This is a genomic window from Streptomyces griseorubiginosus (assembly GCF_001514195.1).
Classification (GTDB): domain Bacteria; phylum Actinomycetota; class Actinomycetes; order Streptomycetales; family Streptomycetaceae; genus Streptomyces; species Streptomyces griseorubiginosus.
Genome location: NZ_KQ948743.1, coordinates 125,079 through 149,940, shown reverse-complemented (window position 1 = coordinate 149,940; position 24,862 = coordinate 125,079). Strand labels below are relative to the sequence as shown.

Below are 24,862 nucleotides of genomic sequence, written 5' to 3'. Positions count from 1 at the left end.
CGGCGGGCCGAGTGGAGCGCTTCGAGCGGCGCTACGGCCGTACCGCTCCCGCCCGTCCCTGACGGCCCGAGCCGTCCGAACCCTGCAAGGCCCGGCAAGGAGGCCGCTATGAAGGTACGCAAGTCCCTGCGCTCGCTGAAGACCAAGCCCGGCGCCCAGGTGGTGCGCAGGCGTGGCGTGACCTTGGTGATCAACAAGAAGGACCCGCGCTTCAAGGCACGCCAGGGCTGACGCCCCCGCGCAGCACCCTCACCCGGCCCGGCACCGCACACGCGGAGCCGGGCCTCGTGTTTCACGGCATGGCCGTGGCTGAAGCGTCGACCTGGCCGGGCAGATCATGCGTCTCGACCGTGACGGGCCGGCCTGTGGCCGTGGGCCGGCATTCGTGGCCGGCGATTCTGTGGTCGCGTCCCCACTTACGCCCGGGAACTCGACGGGATGGACCCGGCCCGCCGCACACCGGCAGCTCGGTACGCCGCTGGTCGTCGCGCAGGAGAACGTGCGCATGAACTCCCGTGATGTGATGCCGCTCACACCGTGTCACGGGAACGAGGGGAGCGGTGTCTTGGGGGCATGACCGACACGAAGCAGTCCACAGTCCTGATCACCGGCGCGAACAAGGGCCTGGGCCGCGAGGCCGCCCGCCGTCTCGGAAAATTGGGATGGAAGGTGTTCCTCGGCTCCCGGGACGAGGGCCGGGGCCGCGAGGCCGTCGAGAAGCTGGCCGCCGACGGCATCGACGTCGTCCTGGTCCCGCTCGACGTCACCTCGGACGAGTCCGTGGCCACCGCGGAGGAACTGGTCCGCACGCACACCGACCGGCTGGACGTCCTGATCAACAACGCCGGCGCGGGCGGCCACGCGATCCATCCCGCCCAGGCGACCGTCGCCGAGGTCCACGCCGTCTACGACACCAACGTCTACGGTCCGATCCGCGTCACCCATGCCTTCCTGCCGCTGTTGCAGGCCGCCGACCACCCGCGGGTGGTGATGGTGTCCAGCGCGGTCGGGGCGTTCTCCGTGGTGACCGATCCGGAGCAGCCGGTCTCGAAGATGCACGAGCTCGCCTACAGCTCCTCCAAGGCGGCGCTGAACATGCTCACCGTCCGCTACGCGCAGGCGTTCCCGGACATCAAGTTCAATGCCGCCACCCCCGGGGAAGTGGTGAACCGCACCTTCGCGGCCACCGACATGAACAACAACATGGGCCAACTGACCGTGACCGAGGGCACCGATTCGATCGTTCGCCTGGCGCTGCTGGACCCCGACGGCCCGAGCGGGACCTTCACGGATCGGCTCGGCCCCATCGAGTGGTGATCGCCCGGCGACCTGACCGATTGGCCGTCGTCCTGGGGCAGTTGTGGCGGTGTCAGCCCTGTCTGACTCTTGACTATTGCCACCGACAGAGATCTGGTCGGGTGTGCCTCGGAAACCGGGGTCGACCGCTCGTGCTTCTCGGTGGCGCGCCGCCGAGTTCGGCGCGAACCGGTCGTGGTGAAGCCTCCGAACCCCCAACAAGGAGTCCGCATGGCACCACGTATCAGCCGTCGCACCGTCCTGGCCGCCGGAGCTGGCGTCGGCGCTGCCGGTCTGTCCCTGCCCGGCGTTGCCGCGTACGCAGACGACCGTGCGACCACCAGCGTGAGATTCACCCTGAACGCCCAGGTCCTCGACGGGGGAGAACAGGTCACGTCGCTCACTCTCAGGACGTCCAAGCTCGGCCCGATCGACCCGTCCGGCCTGACCACCGGCATCTTCGGCGTGCACGCCAAAGCCACCAGCCCGTTTCCCGTCGCCCCGGACGACATCATCTTCGGCGAGTACGACCTCGACCGAACCGTGACCGCGGTTCGGCTCGACCACCGCGGCGACCTCGTGCTCGACCTGAGTCACGGCGAGGGCCAGACCGGGGGCGGCACGCTCGGCTACCTGGCGCGCGCCGGCCGCAACGTGATGCTCGACCTCGTCTACACCCTCACTCAGCACACCCCGATCCCCTTACGCAACCACCGGACGATCGTCATCGACGACTTCGTTCAGGACCCGCGCCTGTCGGACCCCGAGGTGGACGCCTTCAGCTCGCACGTCTCCGGCTCGGGCATGAAGTACCGGCTGTACTCGCCCACCGCCCCCCACCCGTCCCGGCACAAGAAGCGCCCGCTGATCGTGTGGCTGCACGGCGGAGGCGAGGGCGCCTCGCTGCCCAACGACTACTACGACAACCAGACCACCCTGCGCGCCAACCGTGGCGCCCTGGGCTTCGCCACCCCCGAGGAGCAGCGCATCTTCGACGGCGCCTACGTCCTCGCCCCGCAGAGCACCTCGTACTGGATGGAGGACGGCCCCCGCTTCGCCCCGCTCATCCACGAGATCATCAGCGACGTCACCCGCCGATCCCACATCGACCGCGACCGGATCTACGTCGCCGGATGCAGCAACGGCGGCTACATGAGCCTGAAGATGACCACGGTCTACCCCACTCTGTTCGCCGCATCGGTGCCGGTCTGCGGCGTCGTGGGCTCGTTCCCGCCCGGCGGTGCGCCCCTGATCCCCGACAGCGACCTGGCCCGGATCAGTACCCCCACCTGGCTCGTCACCTCACGCGACGACACGACCGTGGACCCGCAGGCCAACACCGTGCACGCGCACGACATGATCCCCGGTTCACTGATGACGCTCTACGACCACGTGGTGTGGAACGGCCGCCAGTTCGACGGCCACTGGTCGTGGATCTATGTCGCCCGCAACGACCCCAGCATGAACGGAACCCAAGTCTGGCAGTGGATGGCGGCGAGGCAGCGTCACTGACGGGTCGGCGGGGTTCGTCGTCGCGGACAGGACCTCTCGCGCCGTTCAGTGTCATCCACGGTGCCCGTTCCCGCGCTTCCTCCGGGGAGCGCGGTCGCGGGATCGTGACGGCTGCGTCTTCAAGACGGCTGCTGGTGAAATCCGGTACCTAGTAGGTACCCTTCGGGTATGCCATCCCTGAACGTGTCCTTCACCGACGAGGAGCTCGAAGGCGTGCGAGCGGCCGCCGCCGCCGAGGGCAAGAGCCTCAAGCAGTACCTGCACGACCTCGGTGTCCGGGAGATGCAGCGCAAGCAGTTCATCGCGGGAGCGAGCAGCTGGTCCGACCGGCTGCGCGACGAGTTCGACGACGCCTTCCCCGACGAGGTGCCTCCGTCCCAGCGCCCCGGCGGGAGCGCCGCGGCCTGATGCACCTGTACGTCGACGTCTCCTGGCTCCTCGATGTCCAGGAGACCGCGCTCGGCTCCGACGACATGTCGGTCACCGACTACTCCGCTCTCGTCGCCGCCGTGGCCCGGCACAAGACCAAGCTGCCCACACTCCAGGCCGCGGACCCGGACGCTGCCTGGCGGGCAGCCGCACTCATGCACACCATCGTGCGCCTGGAGCCGCTTCCGCACCGCAACAGCCTCTACGCGGCGTTCATCGCCGCCCAGTACATGGACCAGTCCGGTGAGGGAATCGACCCGCCCTACGGTGCCCTGTCCGACCTCGTGCGAAATATCCGAGACACCGGCCTGCGCGTTCCTGAGGTCGCCGACCGGCTGCGTTCCTGGAAGCTCTGAGGGCACGGTCGACAGGGACCTTCTTCTCGACACAGGGATGCCGGTTCTCGACCGGGTGCGGGAGACGCAGATAGCGGCAGCCTGCTCGGCCTGGGGGGGGCGAGGGCAGGCTGGAGGCTGGCTCCCGCTCCGAATGACCACGCCCTACCGACAGCCCCACGTTCTCCAGGGCAAACCGTGCCTGTCCCGGCACCACCTCAGGACAGGCATCGGAGAAGGAACCGGCGTTGGTGCACTCGCGACGGGGCCACTGCCGGGGCAGCCTGCGCCAGGTGTCACTCCGACTCCGGTCCCGGGCCAAGCATGCGGCGGGAGAGTTCGGCGAACTGGTTCAGCTCGGGCATGCTCCGGTGCTTGCTGTACGCCAGGGCGACCATGCGCGGCGCGACACCCTCGAGGGTCAGGTAGGCGATGTCGTCACGGCGGTAGAAGCCGGCTATCCCGGCCGGCATGACGTAGCAGCCGGCACCGGAGGCGACCCCCTCCAGACACTCCTCGATCGTCACCGGAAACCGCCCGGCATCCGTCCGCTGCGCGAGGGTCGCGCGCGGCAGACGCCCGCGCCACTCCGGGACGTCCTGCGGGTCCTGCAACAGGACCATGTCCCGCAGGTCCTCGACGTGCACCGCCTTGAGCTCCGCGCACGGGTGTGCGCGCGGCAGGGCCACCACCCGGGGCTCCGGAAAGAGCGGAACCACTTCGAGCATGCCCTCCGGCAGGGGCAGCCGTACGTAGCAGACGTCGACCCGGCCGTCGATCAGGAAGTCGACCTGGTCGCTGATCGAGGTGTGCACGACCTCGATCTCGAGCTGTGGTGCCATCGCCGCGAACTCCCGCACGATGGGGGTGACGACGATGCCTGGCATGAAGCCGACGGCGAAGTGGTTGACCTCGCGGTTCGCCATCCGCACCCGCTGCTGCACGGCCTGGGACATCGCCAGCATCGGCCGTGCGTCCTCCAGCAGTTGGTGTCCCGCCCGCGTCAGCACGGTGCCCTGTCGGTCCCGCAGGAAGAGCACGACACCGAGGTCTTCCTCCAACGCCCGGATCTGCCGGCTGAGTGCGGGCTGGGTCATGTACAGGCGGCTCGCTGCGCGAACGAAGCTGCACTCCTCCGCCACGGCCACGAAGTAGCGCACCCGGCGCATATCGAGGTCCATGTGGCTCATCGTAGCCGCGTCCGTTCGGACGTATGCCCGAACGGACGCGCCGGCCGCAGGAGTTGTGCGTCGGCTCATGCGGACCGGGACCGCCGCGCGACCGGCCGAGAACGCGTACCGGACGCGGTCGTCGAAGAAAGCCGGGTGGACGCATTCAGGGCGCGGCGTCCCGGTTGCGCCAGCTCACTGCATAGGCCGCCTGGCGAGCGCGCATCAGTTCACCGAGGGGCCGATGCTCCTTCGCGGCGATCCAGGGGTTGAAGCTGCTCTTCTCGACCGCCTCGGCCAGTGCGGGGTCCGGCGCCTGCCTCGGCACGTGCAGCCGGGCCACGGTTAGCCAGGGTGCGTCCCAGGGCACCGAGGAGTCCTCGATCGGCGTGCGACGCTCGTCCTCGAAGAACTGGGCCTGAAGCCGGTACTCCAGATCGCCGTCCGCGAGCCGCGCGAAAAGGTCGGCGGCCAGATCCCTGCGAGCTGCCTTGTTGATCGTCGTCGAGGCCGCGCACAGCTTCAACCGGGCCGCGTAGTCGCCGAAGGTCAGCGGCATGATGCTGAAGAAGTCGTGCGTGGCGAAACCACTGAACGGCTTCACCATGTCCCGTACGTTCGCGACGGCACTGCGCGTGAGCCCCGGCTGCGTCACGGCCTTGCGCAGCGCGGTGCCGGGCGCACTGACGGAGAGGTCGACGATGGCGACGACGTCCGCGCTGCCGCTGACCCTCAGCGTCTCCTGACTGACCAAGGTGAAGTTCTGCTCGACATCGGCGGACGACGGAGTCGAGGCCCCCAGCACTTTGATCGCGAACCCGCGAATGTCGGGAGCCCGGTCGACGGAGAAGTTCCCGTTGGACAGCCGGACTTGGGCCTCATAGGCGGCGGGAGCGGCGAAGATCCCCTGCCGTGCATGATCGGGAAGACTGTCCTCCACCGCGAGGACGGCCCTCAGTGCGGCCACCTGATTGCGGTGCAGCGCTCGTCCGGGGCCGTGCTTCTTGAGCTGCTTGCGTTGCAGCTCACTGAATACGTGCACCTGTTCCGCGTGCTGTGTCCTCTCGTCTGGCAGCAACACTTCGCGCCACTGAGTGCTCGGCATGGAGGGAAATCCTTCTCGATGATCTGGCCCTCCGTCAGACGGACAGAAGGCGGTTGAAATTTGGCGCCGAGGTCGGCGCAGGGAACTGAATTCAGCCCAGTCGCGTTCGTTTCCGCTGAACCGGGTCCCGACTTCCGTCGAGCATTGCGGCCCAGGACTCGTCACGCCAATGCCGATCGCCTGCGTCCTCATGCCGATGGGGCATGACTCGAAGCCGCACGGTGTCTGTCCGGCTGTCGGGAACCCCCGGAACACGAAGCCGTCAGCTTCGACGACACACATGCCGGACCGGCATGGAGCGAAGCGGGATCGGCATTGGCGCGCTCCACGGCGCGGCCTCCATAGTCGATCTCGCAAAGCACTGGGGACCGCGACCAACGCGTTCCATTTCCGTACGGATTACGTCGCCTTTCCGTACCGGTGCGATTGCTCAACCCGAAAGGAATGGACTCGACATGAAGTTCACCATTCGCATCAAAGCGTTGGCAGCTGCCGGACTCGCGAGCGGGGTGGCCGTGGCCTCGTTGGCGATGATGAACGACACCGCCGTCGCCGCGCAGACAGTGACGAACAAGAACACCCTCACCCCGTCGTCGGCGCACCGCACGAAGCCGACGGTGGTCCTGGTCCACGGGGCGTTCGCCGACTCCTCCAGCTGGAACAGCGAGGTCGGCCACCTCCGCCGTCACGGCTTCCCGGTCTACGCGATCGACACCCCGCTGCGCGGCCTCGCCTTCGACAGCGCCTACGTCGAGGCACAGCTCAAGACCCTCAAGGGGCCCGTCGTCCTCGTCGGCCACTCCTACGCGGGAGAGGTCATCAGCCAGGTCGCCGCCGAGACACCGAACGTCAAGGCCCTCGTCTACGTGGCGGCACTCATCCCACGGGTGGGAGACTCCGCCAACTCCCTGATCGGACAGTTCCCCGGGTCGCGACTCACTCCGGAGAACCTGCGCACCGTCCCCCTGCCCGGCGGTGACACCGACGTCTACATCAAGGCCGCCAAGTACGGGACGGTCTACGGCAACGGTCTGCCGAAGTCGGCCATCGACGTGGCCTCGGTGACCCAGGAGCCGATCGCGTTCTCGGCCTTCAGCGACAAGGCCACGGTGAATCCGCCGGCGAAGACGCCGAAGTGGGCGGTCGTCGCGACCGAGGACCACGCCGTGCCGACGGCCGCCCAGGAGTTCGGTGCGCGTCGAGTGGGTGCCCACCTCATCCGTACCCGCTCGGGCCACGACGTTCCTGCAATCAGCCCGGAAGCGGTCGACCGTGCCATCGTCGCGGCCGCGGACTCCGTGCACTGATCGACCCAGCGGCGGAGGCGCCCGGCTCACCTGCGCGCAGGGCGCGACGGGGAGCGCGGGCGTCGTTCCGGGCTGTCGGGCCGCTCCGCACGGACATCACCCCGTGCGAATGCGGGAGCCCGTCTGATCGGTGCGGGGTTGCGGGCTGTTCGACCACCGACGGTCCGGCGAGGCTGTACCGGCTACACGTGACGCATGACCTCGTACATGGTCGTGGAAGCGGGCGCCGGGTGCGGAACGTCGTTCCAGCCGATCTCTTCCGCGCGCCTCTCGATCGCTTTCCGGGCGGCTTGGGCGGCGGCTTCATCCTCGAAGAAGGCAATGCTCAGCCCGTTGCCGGTCGCGGGATCAACGAGGTGATAGCTGCCGCGGACGCCCGGCACGCCGGCCGCGGCCTCCAGCACCCAGTCGCGGTCATCGGTCGGCATCGGTTCCCATACAGCCACGCGCGCGATCATCGCCGCTCCCGTTTCAGTGGTGTCGATTCAGGCCGTCGTAGGCAGGCTCTCAGGGCGCGGTCTCGTTTTGAACCATGAAACGCGGAATCGTCCGACCCCGCCGCCGGAGGCCGGGCGCCGTTGGAAAATGGGTGACTACCCGAACGACGCGCCCTGTTGAGGCACTGGACGGAGACCGTGTGAACCATCCCTGCGTCAAGCCATCACTCAAGGCATCACCGTCACAACTCGCCTACGGCACCGTCGCGTACGTGTGCGCAGTGTCGCCGCGGGAGGTGTGAGGGCCGCCGTGCGACGCACACCGACCTGCGTGTTCAGCCACACAGGCCCGCCGACTTTCAGCAACGGTCACGCCGCCGACCGCTTCGTGGAGATCGGCTCGCTCACCAAAGTCGTCACGGGCACCGCGCTGACCCGTATGGCCGCCTCCGGAGCGCTGTCGCTCGACGACCCCGTGGAACGGTGGCTTCCCGCCACTCCAGGGACAGGGATCACACTTCTGCACCTCGCCCGTCACACCTCGGGCCTGCCACGTCTGCCACCGGGTCGGCACTCCCACCGTGACCCGTACGCCTCGTTCGACCGCCACGCGTTGAACCAGCTGCTGTCCCGACTCGACACGCTCGCCACGCGTCCCGCCGGCACGGGGGAGGAGTACTCCAACCTTGGCTACGCCGTGCTCGGCGCGGCCCTGACGGTCGCTTCGGGACTGACGTACGAAGAGCTTGTGACCGCTTACGTCCTGCGCCCGCTCGGCATCACGGAGGTGGCCGTCAACCCCGACCCCGGCCGACGGCTCCCGACCCCCGGACTTCTGGGCCGACCCCGCCGGCCGTGGACGATGGACGGTGCGATCCTGCCGGCGGGAGGGCTGTGGGCAACTCCCCGTGCGGCGGCCGACCTTGTGGTACGGCTGCTGCTGGAGCGTCGGCTGGGAGATCCCGCACCGAGCTGGCAGACGTCCGGACCCTTGCTGTGGCACAACGGGGCAACCCGTCACGCCTCCCTCTTCGCCGGAGCGATGGACGACGGACGCTGGGTGCTCACACACCGCCTGAACGCGGCACCGGACGACACGGACCGAGCGGGGATCGACATACTCCGGGCAGGCGCCGCCTCTGAGTAAGGGCGTCCATCGCCCGCGTCCCGGTGCGGCCCCAGCTGGCTGTGAGCAACCGACAGGGGATGGGACCGACGGCTCCTACTTCGTGCCGACCGTGCGCAGTGCGGCAAGCACCAACGCCCGGGTGACCGTGACGACTTCGCTCACGCGGACGCGTTCCTGGGGACCGTGGGCGAGGTGTACCTCGCCGGGGCCGTACTGCAAGGTGGGGATGCCCGCCCCGGAGTACAGCCGCAGGTCACTGCCGTACGGCGCGCCTCGCTCAGCGGGCCGGGGGCCGCCGGTGACGTCGGCGTGCGCGGCGGCGACCTGTGCCGCGAGGGGATGCCCGGCCGGCAGTCGTCCGCTGGCGAACTGTCCGCCGGGCCACGTCACCGTGGCGGGGTGGGTGCGGAGCCAGGGGTCGGCCTCGCAGGCCTCTGCCACGCATGCCTCCAGTTCGGCGCGTGCCTGGGCCGGGTCCTCCTCCAGCCGGACGCCCAGTCTTCCCTCGGCCACGAGCAGGTCGGGGACGCTGCTGGCCCAGTCGCCGGAATGGACGGTGCCGACGGACAGCGGGTAGGGGACGGGGTACTCGGACATGAGCGGGTCGGCGCCGGCATTGCGGCGGGTTTCCAGGTGGGCGAGTGCGCGGTGGATGGGCAGGTACGCGTCGATGGCGTTCACTCCCGCGTATCGGGTGCTGCCGTGGGTGGCCCGGCCGGGTACCTGGATGCGAAAGGTCAGGGCGCCGGCGTTCGCGGTCATGAGCGCGCCTGCCGTCGGTTCGGTGATGATGCAGGCGTCACCGCGGTGGCCGCGCTGAAGGGTGCCGAACGCTCCGAGTCCGCCGTCCTCCTCGCTGACCACGAACTGCGCCGACAACTGGCCCCGCAGCCTTGCGCCCGCCTGCCGTATCGCGGCCAGGGCGGCGAGGATCGCGACTATCCCCGCCTTCATGTCGCACGCTCCCCGTGCGTGCACCACGTCCCCGGTGACCCGTGGACGGAACGGGTCGCCCTCCCATCGCGCGAGGTCCCCGGGCGGGACGACGTCGACATGCCCCTGGAGGACCAGGGTCGGCCCGTCGCCCTGCGGCCGTGTGCCGCCCACCAGGCCCCACGCCTCCGTGCGTACGGCCTCGCTGCCGGGAAAGTCGGGATGGGCACGCAGCTCGGGCAGGTTCATGGACCACAGGTCCACGTCGAGGTCCATCCGCTCCAGATGCCGGGCCAGGACGTGCTGAAGCTCGGACTCCGCGGCGCTCCCCGTCACGCTCGGGACAGCGAGAAGTTCCAGCAGCAACCGGGCGATGGCGGCCTCGTCCACCGCGGCCAGGGCCGAGGCTTCCACGTCGCTCAGAATTGCTGTCATCACCACTGCTCCCGGCACGTGACATCAGGACAAGCCGGAGACTATGTTCGGCGCACTGGCGCAAGCAATCGTCATTTGCTGCTGGCCACTGCGGCTTTCTTGCAATGTCGGCGGGCTGCTGGCGGATTATTGCTCGCTCATGACTCTGGAGTGACCTCATGGACGCTATCGACGAAGCGATCGTCCGCTGCGTGGTGCACAACGCACGAGCCACGTACGCCGAGATCGGCACCGCGGCCGGACTGTCCGCGTCCGCCGCGAAACGGCGCCTCGACCGTCTGGTGGCCACCGGCGCGATCCGGGGTTTCACCGCTCTCATCGACCCCCAGGCACTGGCCTGGAACACCGAGGCCTTCGTCGAGGTCTTCTGCACCGGCAATCCCACCCCCGCCGAACTGTGCCAGGCCCTCAAGGACATCCCCGAGGTCGTCGAAGCGTGCACCGTCTCCGGAGCCGCCGACGCAGTCGTGCACATGCTCGCCAGAGACATCCCCCACCTGGAACGTGCCATCCAACGCGTCCGCTCCACCGCTCCCGTTCAGCGAACCGAGAGCGCCATCGTGCTCTCTCGACTGTTGAACAGACCTCGCGTGTGAGGGGCACCGCGGTTTCTCGAGGGCACTGCCACGGAGCCGTGCACTCCGTGTCCGGGTTCGGTAACCGGTCCCTGTGGGCCTACAACGCCGGATGGGTGAGGGCGGTCAGTTCCTCCGTGGTCGACAGCTGTTGGAGCAGTCGACGAAACGGGGGATCGACATGAACATCATTCAGCGTGCCGCAGCGGTCGGAGCGGTCGCGGCAGCCGTCGTCGGCGCCATGGGGGCTGTGGCGCCGCAGGCAGGGGCGGCCACGCCACTGGCGAAGTACAACGGTGTCTGCGGGGCGGGCTACACGGTGGTCGACTCGGCACCGGTCGGTACGGCGGGCACGGTCTACCTGACGTACAACCCGTCGACCGGAAAGGACTGCGTGGTCACCGTGCGCGCCCGTACCGGCACCGCCGTCTCCATGCTGGCGGCGGTCACGGACGCCCAGGACGTGGACCCCGAGTTCGACGAGGGTCAGTACAGGACCTACGCCGGTCCGGTGTACATCGGCCACCCCGGGCACTGCGTGAGCTACTGGGGATGGATCTCCGACCAGAGCGGCGGAGCGAACAACGTGCACTGCGCACCTCTGACGTAGTCACCCGGATCAGCCGGCTCGAGCCGTCGGCCCCGCTCACTTCTTCCGCACCCCCTCCTGCCAGATCAGCTTGACGATGTTCGGCTTCACCGCGGTGGTGATGACGCCCATCGCCGTGCGGACGTACTGGCCTTCCTCCAGCTCGCGCAGCATGCTCGCGGCGAGGTCGGCGCGGGCGGTGAAGACGCCGTCAGCGCTGGTCTCGCGGGCGTGGTAGTCCGTGACGTGAGGATGCTCGAAGAGGCCCGACGGCCGGACGAGGGTCCAGTCGAGGTCCGTCCGACGGATCACTGCCTCCATGCGGCGCATGTCCTCGTGGAGGGTGCGGCCGAGGCGTCGGTTCACCAGCGGGTCGAGGACATGGTTGAAGAAGTGCGCGCCGGTGGGGCGCCAGTTCGGGTCGGCGATGCTCGAACTGACGGCGAGCAGCCGCTTGATGCCGTGGCGGCTCATCGCGCCGGTGATGGCCGTGGCGCTCGCCGAGTACACGGTGATGGTCTCCTTGCTGAAGCGGGCGCCCAGGGCGGACAGGACGGCGTCCGTCCCACCGATCGCGGCGTCGACGGCCGCCGGATCGGTGGCGTCGGCGACGGCAACGGTGAGGCCGGGCCGTGGCGTCAGGGACCCGGGGCGGCGCGTCACGGCGACGACCTCGTGACCGGCGGCGAGGGCCTGGTCGGTGAGGTGGCGGCCGGTCGGTCCGTTGGCGCCGAAGACTGCGATACGCATGGTGTACGGCCGTCCTTTCGTATGGCTGATGGCTGTCGGAACGCCCTTGACTGTGCCGATCACGCACCGCAGGCTCAACGTTGATGAATAACGCCGCCCCTGCTCCTGCCCGCACCCGAGGCCGTCCCCGCGGCAACCCACCGACCCGCGAGGCGATCGTCTCGGCGGCGCGAACGCTGTTCCTGGAGCGCGGATACCGGGGCACCACGGTGCGTGCGGTGGCCGCGGTCGCCGGCGTCGACGCGGCGCTGATCGCCTATCACTTCGGCTCGAAGAAGGGCCTGTTCGCGGACGTCATGCAGTTCCAGTGCGCCAACGCCCTGGCGGTGGACCACGTCCTGGTCGGCGATCCGGCCACGCTCCCCGAGCGCCTCATCGAGGCGGTGACCGGCTTGTGGGAGGACGCCGACTTCCTGACGCTGACCGCTCAGGGCGATGAGGCCGCCGAGGTGATCCGTGAGTACCTGGAAAGCGAGCTGCTGGGCCGGCTTGTTGAATTTCTCGGTGGCCGGGACGCGACCGCCCGCGCCACGGCCGTGGTGACGATCCTCGGCGGCCTCATCTACACCCGCTACCTCAACCCCCTGCCCACCCCCGCCGCCCTCACGACGTCCGAGATCCGCGAGATCCTCACCCCGGCGCTGCGCGCGGCGCTGGCCCCGAGGCCGCGCACCCTTACAACCACCGGGGCAGGACGCCGAGGCTCGTCGGCGCCCGCTTGAGAGCTTCTACGGCGTGACAGGCGGGCCTTGCCGTGAACGCTGCGGATGACCGCCTCGCCCCGGAGGCGCTGCCCGAACGGCGCGGAAGCACTCCCCGATCTGAACCTACGGGCGCTGCTTCAGGAGTTGGGACGAGACGATGGCCGAAGAAATCCCTGCGGTCGCCGTCGTGGTCCTGGACACAGTGGAGCACGGCAGGCCCGGCGTCGTTGGTTCTTGAGAGCCGAGAACGGTCGTCTACGGCCGCGGTGGGCGCAGGACGCGGACGCTGTCGCGGAACGCGGCGGCATGCTTGTCGATCTCCTGGGGGTCCGGCTCCAGTGCGGCGGTGCCCAGCAGTTCTCGGTAGTGCGCATCCAGCTCCGTGAGGGTGTGCACGGAGGAAGCGGTGCCGGTGGGGGAGAAGTCGACCCGGACGGCGCCGTCCACGACGACGAACCGGCCCTCGGCCCCGCAGGTGCCGCACTCGGCGTGGTCGCCGCGCAGCACGATCAGGTCGAGGTGGCACATCGGACAGGTGCCGGGCTCCCCCAGGAACCGGACCTCGTCGTGGGGCAGGCCGAGTTGCCTGGCCACCGCGCCGCCCAGTCGCTCGGCGCGCGCCACCGCCACCGGGTCGGTGGCTATGCCGCCCAGGCCGCCAGGGGTGGGGACTTCCATCTGGTCGGCGACGGCCATGTGCAGGGGGAAGGCCAGGGCGTGCAGGGTGGGCAGCGTCAGCGTGCGCCAGTGGGGGGAGGGGCAGCCGCCCACGGCGATGAAGCCGGCTACGCGCGGCTTGAGGACCCGCGGGTCGGGGGCGGTGTCGAGGCCCAGAGGGCTGCGTGTCTCTTCCTGCTCGGCCCGGCCGTGTTCGCGGCGGGCGAGGGCCTCACGGACGAAGACCACGTCCGTGCGCGGACCGAAGGCCCGGTCGATGAGGAGCTTCAACGCTCCTGGTGCGCTGCGGGTGTAGGTGGGGGAGCTGACGATCACACCGTCCGCGTCGAGCAGTTGGTCGCAGAACCAGGCCGCGTCGTCCCTGGCATCCGCGGTGGCCGCGGTCACCAGGGACAGGTCGGTCAGCCGTACCATCTCGACGGCTGTCCCCTCGCGCGCGGCCGCGGTCAGGGCGGCCTTCAGCAGTACCTCGGCACTGCCTTCCTGCTGCCCGCAGGCGAGTCCGAGCAGACGCATCACGACACCTCATTGTGTTCGGGGGATGGGGGCCGGTCCGCCGGGCCACGTGGGCTCCGGCGGACCGGAGGGGAACGGATGGTGGGGCGGTCAGCCGCGCAGGGTGGCGGCCAGCCACTCGGCGCTGCGGGTGACGATCTCGGGGAAGTGGTGCGAGAGGATCTCGTAGTGCTGGCCGGGGTACTCGATGACCTCCTTCGGGTCGGGGATCCGCTCGTACATCTCGCGGGCCTCCTCGACGGGGGCGACGGTGTCCTTGGAGGCGAGGATCATCAGGACCGGGGCGGTGATGCGTTCGGCGTAGGCGCGCACTTCCATCTCGAAGATCCGGTCGAGGGTGGAGATGGTGATCGCGTTCCGGAAGCTGGGCAGGTGGTGGATCATGTTCTCGACGAAATCCAGTCCCTCCTGGTCGCTGAACATGACCGGGTCCCCGGGTTCCGGAACGCCGTGCAGGCGGATGCTCGCGGCCGGCTCACCGCGCAGTTGGGCCTGACGGTCGGCGGGGATGAGGGCTTCCAACTCCGCGAGGGTGTCGGCAGGTTGGAGAGTGCGCGCGCTCCAGCCGCTCACCGGCGGGATGATGCTGACGACGGCTTTGACCCGGCGGTCGGTGGCGGCCGTGAAAAGGGAGTTGGCGCCGCCGATGCTGATGCCCCACAGCGAGATGCGGTCGGGGTCGATGTCCTCGCGCAGGGTCAGATGGGTGATGACGTCGCGCAGGTCCCGGCACTGCTGCCAGGGGTCGAACTGCTGACGGGGTTCGCCGTCGCTGTAGCCGGTGTTGCGGTGGTCGTAGATCAGACAGGCCAGGCCGGCGTCGGTGAAGCCCTGGGCCATGGCGAACATGGATTCCGCCGGACCGCCCAGGCCGCCCTGGAGGATGGCGACGGGCGGGCGTTCGGGGCCTTCGGCCGGGCGGAACAGTTTGCCCCGCAGGGTCAGTTCGGAGACGCGGAACTCGATGTCCTCGGTGACGGGCATGGTTCTCCTCGTGGTGTGGCTCGTGGCGGGCGGGCGGCGATCAGGTGCGGCTGACGGGGAGGTCGTCGGGCAGGAAGTCGACGTCGGCGGCCCGCGGGTCGGCCGAGGCGCGCAGGATGGGGAAGACCTCGGCGCGCATCTCGTTCTCGTACTCGGCCACGGCCTCCGCCACGGGTATGTCGCCGTGGGCGGCGCGCTCCAGGCCCCGGGCGAGAGCCGCGGCGTCGCGCAGTGCCGTGTTGGCGCCGGAGCCGAACGAGGGAGGCATGGCGTGGATCGCGTCGCCGAGCAGGGTGACACGGCCGGCCGGCCAGGGGTCTGCCGGCTGGAGGTGACGCGTGGACACCGGGAAGATCGTCGCCGGGTCGACGTGCTCGACGAGTTCGGCCAGGGCGGGATCCCAGCCCCGTACCGCGGTGCGCATCAGGGCGTGCAGGGTTTCGGCCGAGCTGTTCCACAGGTCGGGAGCCCCGGCAGCGACAGGACTGCCGGGCGGAAGGCCGAGGTTGACCATGATGTAGGGATCGACGGGATCGACGGCGGCGCCGGGCGCAAGTTCGGCCACCGCCTCGGCGACCGGCCTGCGCGGCCGGTACGCGCCGTACGCGAACAGCGCGCCGTTGGGTCCCGTGGCGACGGCGAATCCGTCGAACAGTGCCTCGGGCAGGCTCGCGGCCAGCTCGTCGGTCAGCGATGCGGTGGAGTACAGGCTGCGCATTCCGGTGTCCACGACCGGAACCTCGGGCAGCAGCCGACCGCGCACGACGGAGTTGATGCCGTCGGCGCCCACCAGTACGTCTCCGGTCGCGCTCGTGCCGTCGTCGAGCAGCACCCGCACCTTGTCGCCGTCCGTCTCGTAGCCGGTGACGGTGCTGCCGTAGCGGACGATGTCCTCCAGGCCCAGGCTCAAGATCTGGCGCAGCGTGCGCCGGTTGACCGCTGTGTGGGGCCGGCTCGGGTCGTTGGGCGGGCCGATGTGGGGGCGGGCGCCGAGTTCCCGGGCCTGGTGGTCGAGCAGCACCATGACCTCACGGCGTGGCGTCTCGCGAGAGGTCTGCATGTACAACTCGAAGAGGTTGTCCGGCAGACACTGCTGGAGAGCGTGGCCACCCGCGCCGTTCATGTGCAGGCGGTAGCCGGCCCGCCCGATGCCCGGTGCGCTCTCGTAGACGGTGCAGCTGATGCCCGCGCGGCGAAGCCCCTGCGCCAGACAGAGCCCTCCGATGCCTCCGCCGGCGATCAGGACATGGAACGACGGCATTGTCGCCTCCTTGATGGGTTTCGGGACACCCGCATCGATCGGTGCAGGCCCGAGAACATGAATGTCAGGGGAGCCGGCGGTTCGTCCGACACGAGGTGCCGCCGAGCTGTGTCACCACTCTCGCGTGCACCCCGGGATCAGGGAAGCCGAAATCACCTATGCTCGACATAGACAGAGCTGATGATCACTCGAGGTGGGCGCCGTGACTCTGGACCTCAACCTGCTGCTGCCGTTGGACGCGCTCCTTCAGGAGCGCAGTGTGACGCGGGCCGCACAACGGCTCGGTCTGAGCCAGCCCTCGCTGAGCGCGGCCCTGGCCCGGCTGCGCCGGCACTACGGCGACGAACTCCTCGTCAGGGTGGGCAACAGCTACGAGCTGACCCCCTTGGCGGAACGACTCGTGGAACACACCGAGCAGGCCCTGAGCTGGGCGGACCGGGTCCTCCAGACGCGCCCCGACTTCGATCCCACGCAGGCCCGGCACGAGTTCACCGTGATCATGGCCGACTGCCAACTGCCCACGTTCGGACGGGCCTTGGCGGACCTGGTCCGCGCCGCCGCGCCGAACGTGCGGCTGCGGTTCCAGCACAGCACCGAACGGGTCGTGCAGCAGGCGCTGGACAACCTGCGGTCAGTGGACGCCCTCGTCCTGCCCCAGGGCATCCTCTCGAACATCCCCACCTTCGACCTCTACAAGGACCGCTGGGTGTGCGTGGTGTCCGCCGACCGCGCCCCTGCCGTCCTGGGGCGGGAGGAACTGGCGGAACGCCCTTGGGTGTTGCCCTACCGTCACCCGTCACCGGTCTTCTCACCCCTGAACCGCCTGCACGCCGAGGGCATCGAACCGCGTGCGGAGATCGTCACGGAGAACTTCCTGGCCATTCCCCACCTGGTCGCGGGGACCGACCGGATCGGCCTGATGCCCGAGCGGGTCACGACCGCGTCCTTTGCCGGACCGGCGATCACCGTCGTGCAACCCGCCTTCGAGATCGGCCACTTGGTGGAGTCGATGTGGTGGCATCCCCTGCATGAGCGGGAACCGGCCCACATGTGGCTGCGCCGCATGGCCGCTCAGGCCGGCCAGAAAGTAGAGAGCGGCCCCACGTCTGAGCCGTGACCACTCCGACGCCCCGAACGGGTGCGATCTTCCCGGGCCGTGCGCATCGACGCCGGGCGGGATTGCGGCGGGATCTTGAGGGCACGTGCAGACGCATGGACAGTGACAGCGTCCGGGTGCCACCGCTGCGGCCCGGTGGCTACGACCCCGCCGACTACGCCGACGCGGTGGCGCGCAGTGCCGAGGAGGCCGGTGTCTCTCCTCGGCTGGTGATGGGCGTCCTGTACAACGAGGCGTACAAGCCCCACCATCCGCTCCTGGAGCGGCTGTGGCAGTGGTGGAAGCCGGAGGCGTCCTTCGGGGTGGCCAACATGCATCGCGCGGCCTTCGAACAGGTACGGCGGACACACGACCTGTCCGGGCGCTGGCAGGATCTGCGGGACGACCCCGCCTTCGCCATCCGTGCTGCGGCGCTGCACCTGAAGGACCTCGACGGCAGGCTTCCGGCACGCCATGTGCGCCGGTACACCCGCGACGAACTCCTCGCCCTGGGGTACAACGCGGGCGAACGCAACATGCGCGCCTTCGCCCGCGGCGTACCTCCGGGTCCCATGGCGTGGTCCTACCTGCGCCGTTTCCGCGCCGGCCGGCGGCGCGCCGCCGAAGCCCTGGCAGGCTGAGGGGGAGTTGAGGCGGCCAGTGCTGCCACCTCCCCGGCGGCTCACCACGGATGCGCCGGCCCGGATCACCCTCTCGTCGACCGCGGCGCGCAGGCCGACCGACGGCATGGCTGAAGTCCGCCGCGGACACATCATTCAGGTGACCGGTCCCGGCCACCACGCTCATCATTCGAACGGTGAGGGTGACGGTGCGTCACCGGAGGTGGGTGCGAGGGACTGGGCGCACCAGATGGTCTTGCCGTGAGGAGTGTGCCGGGTGCCCCACCCCTGGGTCAGCTGGGCGACCAGCAGCAGACCCCGGCCGCCCTCGTCGAAGGCCCGCGCACGGCGCAAGTGCGGTGAGGTGTTGCTGGAGTCCGAGACCTCGCAGATCAGGGCGGTGTCACGGATCAGCCGGAGCCTGATCGGCGGCTCGCCGTACCTGATGGCGTTGGTGACCAGTTCACTGACGACCAGCTCGGTGACGAACGCCGTCTCCTCCAGCCCCCAGGCCTCCACCTGGTCGACGGCGAACTGCCGGGCGCGCGACACCTCCGCCACGTCCGGTTCGACGTCCCGGTCGGCGACGTGCTGGGGATCCAGCGCACGGGTGCGCGCGAGCAGGACCGCGGCGTCGTCCGTGCGGTCTTCGGCCAGCATGGCCTCCATCACCGTGTCGCTCAGAGCCTCCAGTGAGGGAGCCCTGTGGTCCAGGAGACCCAGCAACTCGGCGACCCCCTGGTCGACGTCGCGCTCGCGGTTCTCCACCAGCCCGTCGGTGTAGAGGGCCAGCAGGCTGCCCTCCGGCACCTCGAGCTCGGTCGCCTCGAACGGCAGGCCACCGATCCCCAGCGGCGGCCCCGGCTGTGCGGACACCGGGATCCTGGTGCCGTCCGGAGCGATGACCAGCGGGAGCGGGTGACCGGCGCTCGCCAGCGTCAGACGGCGCGAAACCGGGTCGTAGACGGTGTACAGACACGTCGCCCCGGTTTCGGCGGTCGTCTGGAAGTGACCGGTGGGCTGGAGGTCGCTGGCGAAATGGAGGACCAGGTCGTCGAGATGGGTCAGTAGCTCGTCCGGCGGCAGGTCGACGTCGGCGAGCGTACGCACCGCCGTGCGCAGCCGGCCCATGGTGGCCGAGGCGTGCAGGCCGTGCCCGACGACATCACCGATGATCAGCGCGACCCGTGCGCCGGACAGGGGGATGACGTCGAACCAGTCGCCGCCCACCTCCGCGTCGATCCCCGCGGGCAGGTAGTGCGAGGCCACCTCGACCGCTTCCTGGTGGGGCAACCGCTGCGGAAGCAGACTGCGTTGGAGGGTCAGCGCGGTGGTGCTCTGATGGACGTACCGGCGGGCGTTGTCGATGGCTACGGCCGCCTTGGCGGCGAGTTGCTCGGCGAGGATCAGGTCGTCCGCGGTGAAGGACTCGGGCCGGTCGAGCCGGGAGAAGGTGACGACGCCCAGCAGCGCGCCGCGGGCCCGGAGCGGCACCGTGATGCGGCCGGTCAGTCCTTCCGCCGTGATGCCCTTGTCGACCACTGGATTACCGGGTGGCCAGTGGGCCGGGTCCGAGGCCAGGCCGGGGCCGAAGGCCCATTCACCGCCGACGCCGGGATCGACGGCGAGCTCCACGGTGGACCTTCCGGTGGCCATGCAGGTGGCGGCCACGGAATGCACAGCGTGCGTGACGGGCACTGTCCCCCCGGGGCCGCCCGGCAGAGAGTCGTCCGCCTTGGCGGTGTACCGGGCCGCACGGCTGAGCGTGAGGGGTTCGTAGCGGCTCGTGGTCGGGGGTGAGGGCGGTTCCTCCCCACGCAGCACCTCGTCGAAGAGATCCACGGTGACCAGGTCGGTGAAGCCCGGTACGGAGGTCGTGGCCAGCTCCTGCGCGGTGCCGACGACGTCGAGGGTGCGCCCGATTCCGGTGGTGGCCTCATTGAGGATGAGCAGACGCTGCCGGGCCCAGTACTCGGCGCTCATGTCGAATCCCCAGTTGGCGACCGCGCGCACGTTGCCCTCGGCATCCCGGACGGGCCAGATGCTGGTGGCCCAGGCGTTGGCGTAGCTGCTGCCGAGCGGGCGGAAGACGGTGATCAGGCGCGCGGGTACGCCCGTCCTCGCCACCTCGGCGACCTTGTCGATGTAGGGCTGGTCGTCCCGCTCGGGGAACAGTGAGCGGTCGAACTCGGGCAGCACCTCGCGGTACTTCTTGCCGACCACCTGTTCCTCGGAGTGTGCGATCACCCGCCCGGAGGAGGCGTTGATCCACAGGAACCGCAGCTCCGGGTCATAGACGCCCAGGGCGAAAGGACACTGCTCGAAGGCCCGGTCCGCGATCACCGGCCGGCGATCCCACCGCTGCACGGTGACCACCTGGCCCTGCACGAGCCCCTGGGGGCCGCGCAACGGCTGTGCCGTGATCACGGAGTCCACCGTGTGCCCGTCCCGGTGACGCAGGGCCACGGGCCCGGAGAGGTCCGCGCCGTGGCTCTCAGGGAATCCGGGCGGTACGGGCCCGGCCAGCAGGTCGGCCACCGGCCGCCCCACGGTGTCCTCCGCCGTCCAGCCGAGCAGCCGGCTTCCTCCCTCGCTCCAGCCGCTGACCCGTCCGTCCGGGTCGACCACGACGACGGCGGTCGGGGCGTCGTCCTGAGCGTCGGCGATCGTCACGCGTCACACCTCCGTCCGGACAGCGGTGTCCGCCGGGACTGGCCTCCACCGGCCTCCTCCAGCCTAGAGCGGCTGCCGCCGCGGGGCGTCCCGACCGGGGCGTTCGAGGCCGCTGGGGTCGCTGGTCCTCAGGATCGCGACGTCAGAGGCGTGGGGCCGGGTGGCGCCCGGCGGCGCAGGCCTGCTCGGCGACCGAGGGAAAGGGCCGCGTGACATGGAGACGTGGTCTCACCAGGGGCGTCGTAGGGCTGGAGAGCACTGGATTTCGGCAGCGGGCAAGAGCTTGGAGACGATCCCAGGCGGCTCGGTCCGCAGAGCGGTTCTGGGCCGGGCCGAGCATGGCCATTGCGGCGGTCAGATAGTCAGTCGTGCGTCTTTCGACGATGGTGTGCGCGGCGCGGTCCATCGCGTTGGGCCGTTTCATAGGGAGCCATACCCTATGGATCAAGTCTGGAGCAGTGGATCAGAAGCAGGCTGCGACACCATTCCCAGCGTGCTCAGCGCCGCGCGGATGAGGCGGGGGTGTCAACGCTTCGCGAAACATGACCCTCTGGCAGTCTCCGAAAATTGCCCCCCGGTTGTGTGAGGCTCCAGTCCAGGTCCGGAGACGTTGATGGTCAGTGGCGGATGCCAGAATCCGTGGCATGCCAGACGCTGACTACTTCTCTGCCGCCGATGATGAGTCCGCCGTTGCCGTGATCGAGGCTGGTGGACCGGTCCGTGCAGGGCTGGACGTGATCTTCCTCAAGGACATCGATCCGGTCGATGCCATAGCCCAGGTCGAGGCTGTGATGTCCGGCTGCAGTTATGCAGAGGCAAGCCGGCGCCCGAGGGTGGGACAGTTGCTGTCCTCTGAGGACGTCGACAGCCCGTTCGTCTTGACCGTGTCGGACACGCTGTGCGATGTCCTGGTCTCCGCCTCCGGGGACGACCTTGCGGCCGCGGCCGCGGCTTGGTCTGCGGCCGGCGGGGTCGTCGGACTCGATGCGGCGACAGCAGCGGTGGTCCTGGAAGCCCTGGTCGGCCTGGCCAGACGGGCTAGCGCCGCGGACCTGCGCCTTTATTGCTGGTGGACTCTGTGACGGCTCACTCCCGTCCGGCCCGGTCTTTGGCCAGCAACTCGCGTCGGGCCCGGGTCCGGTAGGAGTCGCCAGTGAGCGTGAGGACCTCGGCGTGGTGGACCAGGCGGTCGATCCTCGCGGCCGCGACGACGTCGTCCGAGAAGGTCTCTCCCCAGCGCCCGAAGGGCAGGTTCGAGGTCACCATCACGGAGCCCTGCTCGTAGCGCGAGGCTATGAGCTGGAAGAACAGGTTCGCAGCGTCCTGGTCGAACGGGATGTAGCCCACCTCGTCGATAATGATCAACTTGTAGCGGCCGATCTTCTTCAGCTCCGCCTCCAGCCGGCCGGAGTGGTGGGCCTCGGCGAGGCGGGAGATCCAGTTGCTGGCGGTGTCGACAGGACCGAGTAGCCCGCGTGGGCGGCCTTGACCCCGAGCCCGATGGCCAGGTGTGTCTTCCCGGTCCCGGGCGGCCTGAGCAGGATCACGTTCTCCGCCTTCACGACGAACGTCCCCGTGACCAGGTGCGCGAGGACGTCACGACGGAGCGAGGGCAGGTGGTCGAGGTTGAAGTCCTCCAGCGTCTCGACCTGCGGGAAGTGGGCGGTGCGGATCCGCATCGTGGTGCCCTTGCTCTCCCGGTCGGCGACCTGCCGCTGCAGCAGCGCGGCCAGATACTCCTCGTGCGACCAGTTCCGGTCGCGGGCCTGATCGGCCAGCTCCTCCCAGAAGGCGCCGATGGTGGGCATCTTCAGCACTCGGGTCAGGTAGGCGAGCATGGACGGCAAGCCGTCCTTCGGTGAGCCCGCCGAGGCCGGCTTGGGCTTCGTTGTTGTGGTCACGTATCACCTTGCTTTCGTGGCGGGCGGGTTGAAGTCGACGCCGAAGAGCGCGTCGTAGTCGGGCAGGGCCCGCAGGGCGACGGCATGTCCGTCGCTGTGGTGACGGGTGGCCGCCTGGCGTCTTTGGCGGTCCAGCGCGAGGGCCTCGCGCATCTTGGCGGCGGTCGCCGCGTGACCGGGTCGGTGACGACCTGCTGCTTGGCCCAGGATCTGCTGTGGTGGGCGACGACCCTCCCCTCGCAGAACACGGTCACGGTCACCAGTGAGGCGGTGACGTCGACGAACCGGCCGATGACCTGAGGGTCGACCGAGTAGTCGACGGTGTCGACGCGGACGTAGTACCAGGCCTTTGAACTCGGGATCCCGTGGCGGGGCGAGCTTGATTTGCGTGGCCAGGGTGCCGGCGAAGGCCGCCGCCGGGGCGGTGACCTTCCCCGTCCCGCCGATCGCGGCCTCCCGGTCCCAGACCAGCGTCTTCGTGACGCGGCCGATGCCCTGGATCAGGGACCACATGCCCGACAGGATGTCGCCGGCCTGCCGGGACGGGATCATCACCGCGGTCATGAAGCGGGAGAAGCCGAGCGTCATGACCAACACCGGCAGGACCTGCTGCTGACCGGCCCCGACCTGCAACTTCGTCTCCGGGAACCACAAGTCGCACTGGGCGACCTGCCCGGGTTCGCAGGTGGCGCGATCGACCGGGTCGATGCCTACGTACTCAGGCCGGATCAGCGCGAGCCGCTTGCGCAGCGGTGGCAGCGAGTATGGCCAGCCGATCCGGTCGGCGATCACCGGGGCGGGTATCCGTGGCCATTCCCGCAGCAAGGCCCGCATCTGGGACTCGTAGGCGTCCGCGACCTGGCCGCGGGGCTCGCGTTCGTACTTCGGCGGCCGATCCGAGTTCAATGCGGCTCGAACCGTGTTCCGGGCCACCCCGACTCGACGTGCGATCTCCTTGATGGGCATCCCCTCCGCGCTATGAAGCCGGCGTATCTCTGCCCAGTCCTCCACCTTCAGCACCCTCCAAGAGTCAGGAGGGGTCAAGATTCGCGGACTGCTGGGGGGTCAGTTTTCAGGAATCGCCGACGGGGGGATCACGACACGCGCACCGCCTGGTGCGCCGGCCGCCGCGGCACCGGCGTAAAGATGACCTTGCCCGCGCCGTGCGTGGGGCTACCACGACCCGGCGACGGCTGTGAGGTTTTCTTGGCCCAGCTGTGACGTTGAGAATGCGATTCGGGGGCATACGAACCCGGCACGATCGATACGTGCGGCAGGAGGATCCGGTGGCCGGTCATGAGATGTACGCCGTCAGCGCGTTGTCGGCGGTGGCAGCGATGCTGCTCGCGCGATGGTGCCTGGCGGGCCGGAACAGCAGCCCGTGTACTGCTGCTGAGTACCGCCGCGCCTCACGTCGGGCCACGCTGAGGGCTGCCTGGCGCATGGGTTCTGCCGCGGGTCGAGCTGGGCACCCCGAGCGGGCGGTGCAGGAGGCCGAAGCCCTCGTGCACGGCCACTGGCGTCGGATCAGCTCCCCCCACCCGTCCCAGCGCGACCACCCTCAGCACTGAAGTCCGGAGTCCCGTCCCGAGACGCTCTCAAGAGCGAGACGACCGGGCCGGCATGAAGACGTCCTGGCTTGCTGTCCCGAACTGGACGTGGCCCGCAGCCATGCGAGCTCGCAGAGACGCTGTCGTCCCGATTCTGACCATCTACAGCGCATAGCGAAGTGACGCTGTCGTGGGGGGACTGGAGCACGGCGCTGTGAAGATCTCTGAAACCTCGATGGCAGTGCGGTTGATCCACCAGAGTGGTCCCAACGAAGAAGGGACGGCAAGCATGGGAAACAGCGCACTTCTGGTGATGGACGTCCAACGGGACGTCGTGGCCATCGCCGATGACGGTTCCGGATATCTGCCGCGCCTGCGAAAGGCGATCGACGGTGCCCGCGCTGCGGGCATCACCGTGATCTACGTGGTGCTCGGGTTACGGCCGGGCGATCCAGAGGTCAGCCCCCGCAACAAGGTGATGACAAACGCCGTGCGGGCCGGCCTGTTCACCGAGGGAGCCCCGGGCACCGAGATCCATGACGACGTCGCACCTCAGCACGGGGACGTCGTGGTCACCAAGAGGCGGGGAAGCGCGTTCTCGGGCAGCGACCTCGACTTGGTCCTCAGGGCGCGCGATATCGACAGCCTTGTTCTCACCGGGATCGCCACCAGCGCTGTGGTGCTCTCCACCCTTTGGCGCGCCGTCGACCTGGACTTCGGCCTGACCGTCCTGGCCGACGCCTGCCTCGACACCGACCCCGAGGTGCACCGGATGCTCACCGAAACGCTGTTTCCCCAGTGGGCAGATGTCTTGGCCGTGGAGGAGTGGCTCAAGGCCATCGAGCCGCATTAGCGGAGGTGCGGCTCCTCCTGAGCGC

Annotated in this window: 25 protein-coding genes and 1 pseudogene; 14 read left to right on the top strand and 12 right to left on the bottom strand. The window is 69.3% G+C overall.

The genetic code is table 11. The features are described from left to right. The first annotated feature begins 108 nt into the window (after window positions 1–108). From ykgO to AQJ54_RS34135, 5 genes are all read left to right on the top strand, one after another. Window positions 109–231: a type B 50S ribosomal protein L36 gene (ykgO, locus tag AQJ54_RS34155; RefSeq protein ID WP_062244027.1), complete on the top strand. Its 123-nt coding sequence runs from the start codon at window positions 109–111 to the stop codon at window positions 229–231. Between the two features lie 342 nt (window positions 232–573). Further along, complete coding sequence (locus tag AQJ54_RS34150) at window positions 574–1,317, top strand: SDR family oxidoreductase (protein WP_062244024.1); 744 nt, start codon at window positions 574–576, stop codon at window positions 1,315–1,317. A gap of 210 nt (window positions 1,318–1,527) precedes the next feature. Next, window positions 1,528–2,808, top strand: a complete 1,281-nt coding sequence (locus AQJ54_RS34145) for a carboxylesterase family protein (RefSeq protein ID WP_062244020.1) — start codon at window positions 1,528–1,530, stop codon at window positions 2,806–2,808. Between the two features lie 168 nt (window positions 2,809–2,976). Then, window positions 2,977–3,216, top strand: a complete 240-nt coding sequence (locus AQJ54_RS34140) for a hypothetical protein (RefSeq protein ID WP_030322559.1) — start codon at window positions 2,977–2,979, stop codon at window positions 3,214–3,216. Beyond that, the gene (locus AQJ54_RS34135; RefSeq protein ID WP_062244018.1) at window positions 3,216–3,593 is read left to right on the top strand and encodes a hypothetical protein; all 378 of its coding nucleotides are present in this window, start codon (window positions 3,216–3,218) and stop codon (window positions 3,591–3,593) included. The genes AQJ54_RS34140 and AQJ54_RS34135 overlap by 1 nt, the downstream gene beginning before the upstream one ends. 275 nt (window positions 3,594–3,868) lie before the next feature. On the opposite strand, the gene AQJ54_RS34130 is transcribed toward AQJ54_RS34135, so the two are convergent. After that, window positions 3,869–4,753 (bottom strand): LysR family transcriptional regulator, encoded by an 885-nt coding sequence (locus AQJ54_RS34130; RefSeq protein WP_062244016.1) that lies wholly within the window; start codon window positions 4,751–4,753, stop codon window positions 3,869–3,871. Between the two features lie 154 nt (window positions 4,754–4,907). After that, window positions 4,908–5,846: a catalase family protein gene (locus AQJ54_RS34125; protein WP_062244014.1), complete on the bottom strand. Its 939-nt coding sequence runs from the start codon at window positions 5,844–5,846 to the stop codon at window positions 4,908–4,910. A gap of 455 nt (window positions 5,847–6,301) precedes the next feature. On the opposite strand from AQJ54_RS34125, the gene AQJ54_RS34120 reads away from it, so the two are divergent. Then, window positions 6,302–7,153, top strand: a complete 852-nt coding sequence (locus AQJ54_RS34120; protein ID WP_248845490.1) for an alpha/beta fold hydrolase — start codon at window positions 6,302–6,304, stop codon at window positions 7,151–7,153. A 182-nt stretch (window positions 7,154–7,335) separates the two neighbouring features. On the opposite strand, the gene AQJ54_RS34115 is transcribed toward AQJ54_RS34120, so the two are convergent. Further along, the gene (locus tag AQJ54_RS34115; RefSeq protein WP_062033228.1) at window positions 7,336–7,611 is read right to left on the bottom strand and encodes a hypothetical protein; all 276 of its coding nucleotides are present in this window, start codon (window positions 7,609–7,611) and stop codon (window positions 7,336–7,338) included. 253 nt (window positions 7,612–7,864) lie between these two features. Here AQJ54_RS34115 and AQJ54_RS34110 point away from each other — a divergent pair, with 253 nt between their 5' ends. Further along, window positions 7,865–8,737 carry a serine hydrolase domain-containing protein gene (locus AQJ54_RS34110; protein WP_346265472.1) on the top strand — a complete coding sequence of 291 codons (873 nt, stop codon included), beginning with the start codon at window positions 7,865–7,867 and terminating at the stop codon, window positions 8,735–8,737. Window positions 8,738–8,812: 75 nt separating this feature from the next. Here the strand turns inward: AQJ54_RS34110 and AQJ54_RS34105 are convergent, their stop codons facing one another. Next, the gene (locus AQJ54_RS34105) at window positions 8,813–10,087 is read right to left on the bottom strand and encodes an ArgE/DapE family deacylase (RefSeq protein ID WP_062244012.1); all 1,275 of its coding nucleotides are present in this window, start codon (window positions 10,085–10,087) and stop codon (window positions 8,813–8,815) included. Between the two features lie 158 nt (window positions 10,088–10,245). Between AQJ54_RS34105 and AQJ54_RS34100 the strand changes: the two genes are divergently transcribed. Both AQJ54_RS34100 and AQJ54_RS34095 read left to right on the top strand, forming a co-directional pair. Beyond that, window positions 10,246–10,683 carry an Lrp/AsnC family transcriptional regulator gene (locus AQJ54_RS34100; RefSeq protein WP_020140604.1) on the top strand — a complete coding sequence of 146 codons (438 nt, stop codon included), beginning with the start codon at window positions 10,246–10,248 and terminating at the stop codon, window positions 10,681–10,683. 160 nt (window positions 10,684–10,843) lie between these two features. After that, window positions 10,844–11,272, top strand: coding sequence for a hypothetical protein (locus AQJ54_RS34095; protein WP_062244009.1), 429 nt, complete (start codon window positions 10,844–10,846; stop codon window positions 11,270–11,272). Between the two features lie 36 nt (window positions 11,273–11,308). On the opposite strand, the gene AQJ54_RS34090 is transcribed toward AQJ54_RS34095, so the two are convergent. Next, entirely contained in the window at window positions 11,309–12,001 is a 693-nt protein-coding gene (locus AQJ54_RS34090) for an NAD(P)-dependent oxidoreductase (protein ID WP_062244007.1), read from the bottom strand. An 83-nt stretch (window positions 12,002–12,084) separates the two neighbouring features. Between AQJ54_RS34090 and AQJ54_RS34085 the strand changes: the two genes are divergently transcribed. Beyond that, the gene (locus AQJ54_RS34085) at window positions 12,085–12,723 is read left to right on the top strand and encodes a TetR/AcrR family transcriptional regulator (protein ID WP_062244005.1); all 639 of its coding nucleotides are present in this window, start codon (window positions 12,085–12,087) and stop codon (window positions 12,721–12,723) included. A gap of 237 nt (window positions 12,724–12,960) precedes the next feature. Here AQJ54_RS34085 and AQJ54_RS34080 read toward each other — a convergent pair whose 3' ends face one another. The 3 genes from AQJ54_RS34080 to AQJ54_RS34070 all read right to left on the bottom strand — a co-directional run bounded on the left by AQJ54_RS34080 (window position 12,961) and on the right by AQJ54_RS34070 (window position 16,144). Then, window positions 12,961–13,899, bottom strand: a complete 939-nt coding sequence (locus tag AQJ54_RS34080) for an NAD(P)H-dependent oxidoreductase (RefSeq protein WP_062244003.1) — start codon at window positions 13,897–13,899, stop codon at window positions 12,961–12,963. A 90-nt stretch (window positions 13,900–13,989) separates the two neighbouring features. Continuing rightward, complete coding sequence (locus tag AQJ54_RS34075; protein ID WP_062244000.1) at window positions 13,990–14,883, bottom strand: alpha/beta hydrolase; 894 nt, start codon at window positions 14,881–14,883, stop codon at window positions 13,990–13,992. Window positions 14,884–14,923: 40 nt separating this feature from the next. Next, window positions 14,924–16,144, bottom strand: a complete 1,221-nt coding sequence (locus AQJ54_RS34070) for an FAD-dependent oxidoreductase (protein WP_062243997.1) — start codon at window positions 16,142–16,144, stop codon at window positions 14,924–14,926. 202 nt (window positions 16,145–16,346) lie between these two features. On the opposite strand from AQJ54_RS34070, the gene AQJ54_RS34065 reads away from it, so the two are divergent. Together AQJ54_RS34065 and AQJ54_RS34060 are read left to right on the top strand one after the other, a co-directional pair. After that, the gene (locus tag AQJ54_RS34065) at window positions 16,347–17,261 is read left to right on the top strand and encodes a LysR family transcriptional regulator (RefSeq protein ID WP_248845489.1); all 915 of its coding nucleotides are present in this window, start codon (window positions 16,347–16,349) and stop codon (window positions 17,259–17,261) included. A 95-nt stretch (window positions 17,262–17,356) separates the two neighbouring features. Next, window positions 17,357–17,881: a lysozyme family protein gene (locus AQJ54_RS34060; protein ID WP_062243990.1), complete on the top strand. Its 525-nt coding sequence runs from the start codon at window positions 17,357–17,359 to the stop codon at window positions 17,879–17,881. 165 nt (window positions 17,882–18,046) lie between these two features. Here the strand turns inward: AQJ54_RS34060 and AQJ54_RS34055 are convergent, their stop codons facing one another. Next, window positions 18,047–20,533 (bottom strand): SpoIIE family protein phosphatase, encoded by a 2,487-nt coding sequence (locus AQJ54_RS34055; protein ID WP_062243989.1) that lies wholly within the window; start codon window positions 20,531–20,533, stop codon window positions 18,047–18,049. Window positions 20,534–21,177: 644 nt separating this feature from the next. On the opposite strand from AQJ54_RS34055, the gene AQJ54_RS34050 reads away from it, so the two are divergent. Beyond that, window positions 21,178–21,615 (top strand): hypothetical protein, encoded by a 438-nt coding sequence (locus tag AQJ54_RS34050; protein ID WP_062244396.1) that lies wholly within the window; start codon window positions 21,178–21,180, stop codon window positions 21,613–21,615. 4 nt (window positions 21,616–21,619) lie between these two features. Here AQJ54_RS34050 and AQJ54_RS47480 read toward each other — a convergent pair whose 3' ends face one another. The 3 genes and pseudogenes from AQJ54_RS47480 to AQJ54_RS34040 all read right to left on the bottom strand — a co-directional run bounded on the left by AQJ54_RS47480 (window position 21,620) and on the right by AQJ54_RS34040 (window position 23,454). After that, a complete protein-coding gene (locus AQJ54_RS47480; RefSeq protein WP_282959643.1) occupies window positions 21,620–21,922 on the bottom strand; it encodes an ATP-binding protein in 303 nt (100 codons plus the stop codon). Beyond that, window positions 21,919–22,434 carry an ATP-binding protein gene (locus tag AQJ54_RS47475; protein WP_282959641.1) on the bottom strand — a complete coding sequence of 172 codons (516 nt, stop codon included), beginning with the start codon at window positions 22,432–22,434 and terminating at the stop codon, window positions 21,919–21,921. The genes AQJ54_RS47480 and AQJ54_RS47475 overlap by 4 nt, the downstream gene beginning before the upstream one ends. A gap of 3 nt (window positions 22,435–22,437) precedes the next feature. Further along, a pseudogene (locus AQJ54_RS34040) lies at window positions 22,438–23,454 on the bottom strand (Mu transposase domain-containing protein). Between the two features lie 819 nt (window positions 23,455–24,273). On the opposite strand from AQJ54_RS34040, the gene AQJ54_RS34035 reads away from it, so the two are divergent. Next, on the top strand, window positions 24,274–24,837 hold the full coding sequence (locus AQJ54_RS34035; protein WP_062243986.1) for a cysteine hydrolase family protein: 564 nt from the start codon (window positions 24,274–24,276) through the stop codon (window positions 24,835–24,837). Window positions 24,838–24,862: the final 25 nt, after the last annotated feature.

Bases quoted from the DNA above. Each gene is read 5' to 3' on its own strand.
- ykgO (WP_062244027.1), top strand. From the start codon at position 109: ATGAAGGTACGCAAGTCCCTGCGCTCGCTGAAGACCAAGCCCGGCGCC.
- AQJ54_RS34150 (WP_062244024.1), top strand. From the start codon at position 574: ATGACCGACACGAAGCAGTCCACAGTCCTGATCACCGGCGCGAACAAG.
- AQJ54_RS34145 (WP_062244020.1), top strand. From the start codon at position 1,528: ATGGCACCACGTATCAGCCGTCGCACCGTCCTGGCCGCCGGAGCTGGC.
- AQJ54_RS34140 (WP_030322559.1), top strand. From the start codon at position 2,977: ATGCCATCCCTGAACGTGTCCTTCACCGACGAGGAGCTCGAAGGCGTG.
- AQJ54_RS34135 (WP_062244018.1), top strand. From the start codon at position 3,216: ATGCACCTGTACGTCGACGTCTCCTGGCTCCTCGATGTCCAGGAGACC.
- AQJ54_RS34130 (WP_062244016.1), bottom strand. From the start codon at position 4,753: ATGGACCTCGATATGCGCCGGGTGCGCTACTTCGTGGCCGTGGCGGAG.
- AQJ54_RS34125 (WP_062244014.1), bottom strand. From the start codon at position 5,846: ATGCCGAGCACTCAGTGGCGCGAAGTGTTGCTGCCAGACGAGAGGACA.
- AQJ54_RS34120 (WP_248845490.1), top strand. From the start codon at position 6,302: ATGAAGTTCACCATTCGCATCAAAGCGTTGGCAGCTGCCGGACTCGCG.
- AQJ54_RS34115 (WP_062033228.1), bottom strand. From the start codon at position 7,611: ATGATCGCGCGCGTGGCTGTATGGGAACCGATGCCGACCGATGACCGC.
- AQJ54_RS34105 (WP_062244012.1), bottom strand. From the start codon at position 10,087: ATGACAGCAATTCTGAGCGACGTGGAAGCCTCGGCCCTGGCCGCGGTG.
- AQJ54_RS34100 (WP_020140604.1), top strand. From the start codon at position 10,246: ATGGACGCTATCGACGAAGCGATCGTCCGCTGCGTGGTGCACAACGCA.
- AQJ54_RS34095 (WP_062244009.1), top strand. From the start codon at position 10,844: ATGAACATCATTCAGCGTGCCGCAGCGGTCGGAGCGGTCGCGGCAGCC.
- AQJ54_RS34090 (WP_062244007.1), bottom strand. From the start codon at position 12,001: ATGCGTATCGCAGTCTTCGGCGCCAACGGACCGACCGGCCGCCACCTC.
- AQJ54_RS34085 (WP_062244005.1), top strand. From the start codon at position 12,085: ATGAATAACGCCGCCCCTGCTCCTGCCCGCACCCGAGGCCGTCCCCGC.
- AQJ54_RS34080 (WP_062244003.1), bottom strand. From the start codon at position 13,899: ATGCGTCTGCTCGGACTCGCCTGCGGGCAGCAGGAAGGCAGTGCCGAG.
- AQJ54_RS34075 (WP_062244000.1), bottom strand. From the start codon at position 14,883: ATGCCCGTCACCGAGGACATCGAGTTCCGCGTCTCCGAACTGACCCTG.
- AQJ54_RS34070 (WP_062243997.1), bottom strand. From the start codon at position 16,144: ATGCCGTCGTTCCATGTCCTGATCGCCGGCGGAGGCATCGGAGGGCTC.
- AQJ54_RS34060 (WP_062243990.1), top strand. From the start codon at position 17,357: ATGGACAGTGACAGCGTCCGGGTGCCACCGCTGCGGCCCGGTGGCTAC.
- AQJ54_RS34050 (WP_062244396.1), top strand. From the start codon at position 21,178: ATGCCAGACGCTGACTACTTCTCTGCCGCCGATGATGAGTCCGCCGTT.
- AQJ54_RS34035 (WP_062243986.1), top strand. From the start codon at position 24,274: ATGGGAAACAGCGCACTTCTGGTGATGGACGTCCAACGGGACGTCGTG.